This window comes from Sphingomonas bacterium (genome assembly GCF_903643065.1).
Taxonomy (GTDB): Bacteria; Pseudomonadota; Alphaproteobacteria; order Sphingomonadales; family Sphingomonadaceae; genus Sphingomonas.
In genome coordinates this window covers 1-3,159 of the sequence record NZ_CAHJWX010000370.1, presented here as the reverse complement: position 1 = coordinate 3,159, position 3,159 = coordinate 1, and the positions used below count along the sequence as shown (strand labels likewise).

4 protein-coding genes are annotated in these 3,159 nt (G+C 71.5%); 2 read left to right on the top strand and 2 right to left on the bottom strand.

Annotated elements, in window-relative coordinates; translation table 11 throughout:
* A partial coding sequence (locus tag HUU95_RS12205; RefSeq protein WP_217429835.1) for an SDR family oxidoreductase occupies positions 1-837 on the bottom strand: 837 nt, incomplete at its 3' end.
* A 51-nt stretch (positions 838-888) separates the two neighbouring features.
* Here HUU95_RS12205 and HUU95_RS12200 point away from each other — a divergent pair.
* Both HUU95_RS12200 and HUU95_RS12195 read left to right on the top strand, forming a co-directional pair.
* Positions 889-1,824 carry a heavy metal-binding domain-containing protein gene (locus tag HUU95_RS12200; protein ID WP_174280351.1) on the top strand — a complete coding sequence of 312 codons (936 nt, stop codon included), beginning with the start codon at positions 889-891 and terminating at the stop codon, positions 1,822-1,824.
* Complete coding sequence (locus tag HUU95_RS12195; RefSeq protein ID WP_174280350.1) at positions 1,824-2,657, top strand: heavy metal-binding domain-containing protein; 834 nt, start codon at positions 1,824-1,826, stop codon at positions 2,655-2,657. The genes HUU95_RS12200 and HUU95_RS12195 overlap by 1 nt, the downstream gene beginning before the upstream one ends.
* A gap of 330 nt (positions 2,658-2,987) precedes the next feature.
* Here the strand turns inward: HUU95_RS12195 and HUU95_RS12190 are convergent.
* Positions 2,988-3,159, bottom strand: a 172-nt coding sequence (locus tag HUU95_RS12190; RefSeq protein ID WP_174280349.1) for a heparinase II/III domain-containing protein, incomplete at its 5' end; no start/stop codon positions are given.

Below are 3,159 nucleotides of genomic sequence, written 5' to 3'. Positions count from 1 at the left end.
CGGGCTGCCCGGCTGGTGCAGCGCGCCGTCGGTGGCCGGCACGGTGGCGGCGCGCGCGAAATAGGTGGCGAAGAAGCCGTTGATGATCGCCGCCGACAGGTTCGGCACCAGCGCCTGCGCGAGGCCGAACAGCGGCGCGGGCGCGCCCACCACCGTGGTGTTGCGCGGATGATCGGCGAGGCGGACGACGGCGGCGGCCACCGTCTCCGGCGCGAGCGTGCCGGGCGGGGTGGTGAGCGCCTTGCCCGTATAGTTGCCCGCGTGATCGAGCCCGGGCGTGTCGACGAAGGTCGGGTACACGTCGCAGATGTGGATGCGCGGATGGAGCGACAGCTCGCCGCGCAGCGCCTGGCTGAGCCCGCGCAGCCCGAACTTGCTCGCGGCATAGGCGGCCGCGAACGGCGTCGCGACGAAGCCGCCGGCCGAGATCATGTTGACGAAGATGCCGTGGCGCTGAGCGAGAAAGATCGGCAGCACCGCGTGCGCGTCGTTCATGTGGCCGATCAGGTTCGCCTCGATCACCTGTCGGTGCGCGGCCATCGGTGTCTCGCCGAACTTGCCGACCGCGCCGATGCCGACGTCGCTGAACCACAGGTCGATGCCGCCGAGCGTCTCGTTCGCCGCGCGGGCGAGCGCCGCGACCTGCCCGGTATCGGTGACGTCGGCGGCGAACACATGAGCTTCGCCGCCCGCCGCGCGGCAGCGCTCGGCCACCGCTTCCAGCCCGTCGAGACCCCGCGCGGCGAGGAACAAACGCGCGCCCGTCCTGGCGAAGGCCTCGGCCGTGGCGGCGCCGATGCCGCTCGACCCCCCGGTGATGACGATACGCTTGCTCATCTTCCCCGAACGCTGGCGTTTCGCGTTCGGTTGCGCCAAGCTGACGCCGTCATGGAAACGCAGCCGCTGTCGCAGGTCGATCACGCCGCGCGCACCGCCGCCTGGACGGTGGCGCTGGAGCATGACGGGCTGCCCCCGTTCGTGACCGAGCGGCTGGCGGGCGCCGCCGCCGGGCGCGGCGCGTGGGTGGCGACGATGACGCCGGCCGAGCTGCTGCTGTCGCGCACGCACGGCCTGCGCCCGGTAGCGACGGTGTCGGGCACCTGCTGGTTCCACTATGGGCAGAGCTGGACGGAGGGGCATGCGCAGGGCTGGCACGACGCGCTGCACCGGATCGGGCTGGAGGCGGCGGCGGCGGGCGCCAACGCGGTGGTGGACGTGCGGATGCGCACGCTGCGCCACCGGATCGGCGCCTCGATGGACTTCACGCTGATCGGCACGGCGGTGACGATGGACGGCCTGCCGCCCTCCCCGCATCCGGTGATCGCGACGGTGCCGGCGCTGGAGTTTGTGCGGCTGCTGGAGGCGGACATCGTGCCCGTGGGGCTGGCGGTCGGCGCGCGCTACGAATGGCTGGGCAGCAACTGGAACAGCTGGGGCGACGCGGGCGCGCTCCGGCGCACGCAGAACGCGACGGGCATGTTCGCGGGCAACCAGCCGCTGACCGAGCTGATGGATTTCTGGAACGCGATCCGCCGCGACGCGCACCGCGACCTGCGCCAGGCCGCCGCGCGGCAGGGCAACGGCGTGCTCGCGCACACGCAGTTCGGGCAGCTGATCCGCCAGGAGCGCGACAAGCAGCCGCCCATGTACCTGGGCCGGCACATCGTCGTGGGGACGGTGGTGGATACCAAGGCGCGGGCACCGGTGCCGCATGCGATCGAGCAGGTGGTGGACATGCGCGACGCGCTGTCGCCGCTCCACAACACCGCCGAGCACCGGCATGGCGTCTATGACGGCGAGATGGACGAGGAGGGGGCGATCTGATGGCCGACACGACGATGGCCAAGGTTGGGCCGGTGCCCGAACACGCGCTGGCGCGGCTGGCGGGGCTGCGCCGCGCGGGGCATCCCGATGGCGTGTTCACGAGCGACTTCTCGGTCAACGAGTTCCTGCTGGTGCGCAAGGCGGGGTTCGAGCCGATCGGGCTGTGCGTCGGCTCGTGCATCTATCACCTGGGCTTCCAGATGGCGGGCTGGTCCGCGTCGGTGGAGCTCGATGTGCTGTCGACCGCGATGTACGAGGCGCGCGCGCTGGCGATGGAGCGGATGCGCCACGAGGCGGCGCAGATGGGCGCGGACGGGATCGTCGGCGTGCGCCTGACCGTGAAGCGCATGGAATGGGACGACAAGGTGCTGGAGTTCGTCGCGATCGGCACGGGCATCGTCCACGCGACGGGGCATCAGGGGTTCAAGGGACCCCGGGGCGAGCCGTTCACCTCCGCTCTGTCGGGTCAGGATTTCTGGACGCTGCTGCAGGCGGGCTACCGGCCGCTGGAGATGGTGATGGGCAGTTGCGTGTACCACGTCGCCCGGCGCGGCATGTTCGCGTCCATGGGATCGATCGGGCGCAACGTGGAGCTGACCAACTTCTCCGTCGCGCTGTACGAGGCGCGCGAGATCGCGATGGAGCGGATGCAGCTGGAGGCGACGCGCGCCGGCGCGGAGGGCGTGGTCGGCGCCGACCTGCACGAGGGCTCGCACGGCTGGTCGACGCACGTCATCGAGTTCTTCGCGATCGGCACGGCGGTGCTGCCGATCGAGGGGCACCAGCCGGAAGACCTGCCCGATCCCAAGCTGGTGCTGTCGGTGAACAGCTGAGCATCGTCATGCTGGGCTCGTCCTGCAGCCACCTCGCCACCGGCGTGGGCGCGTCCCGCGGACGCGGTGGATCCCCGGCACAAGGCCGAGTCATGCTGACTTCTTCCTCTCCAGCCGGCTCCAGATCTCGATCAGCGCGGCGGGCGCGCGCACCCCTCAACCGGCGCTTCGCGCTACCTTCTCCCGCAAGGGCGAAGGATCGGCGTTGTTCCAATCGCCTCTGGTCACCCCTACCCTCCCCACCCGACCGCGTCTGGAAGGCCCCTTCCCTCTCCCATCGAGAGAGGGAGCGGCGACGGGTGGGGTGAGCGACGTCGATCGAGTACGACCCTAGCGCGCCCGCTTGAACGCCCAGCTCACGCTTGCCCCGCCCGCCGGGGCCTCGCCCGTCATCACCAGCTGGTGTGTCTCGCGCGGGCGACCGGCGGCGTCGATCCACAGGCTCGGCTCGACCGCCAGCGCCGCGCCGCGGCAGCGGAACTGCCACAGCCGCCCGCCCGGC

Excerpts from the sequence above, each read along its gene's own strand:
- HUU95_RS12195 (WP_174280350.1), top strand. The coding sequence starts at position 1,824 with ATGGCCGACACGACGATGGCCAAGGTTGGGCCGGTGCCCGAACACGCG.
- HUU95_RS12200 (WP_174280351.1), top strand. The coding sequence starts at position 889 with ATGGAAACGCAGCCGCTGTCGCAGGTCGATCACGCCGCGCGCACCGCC.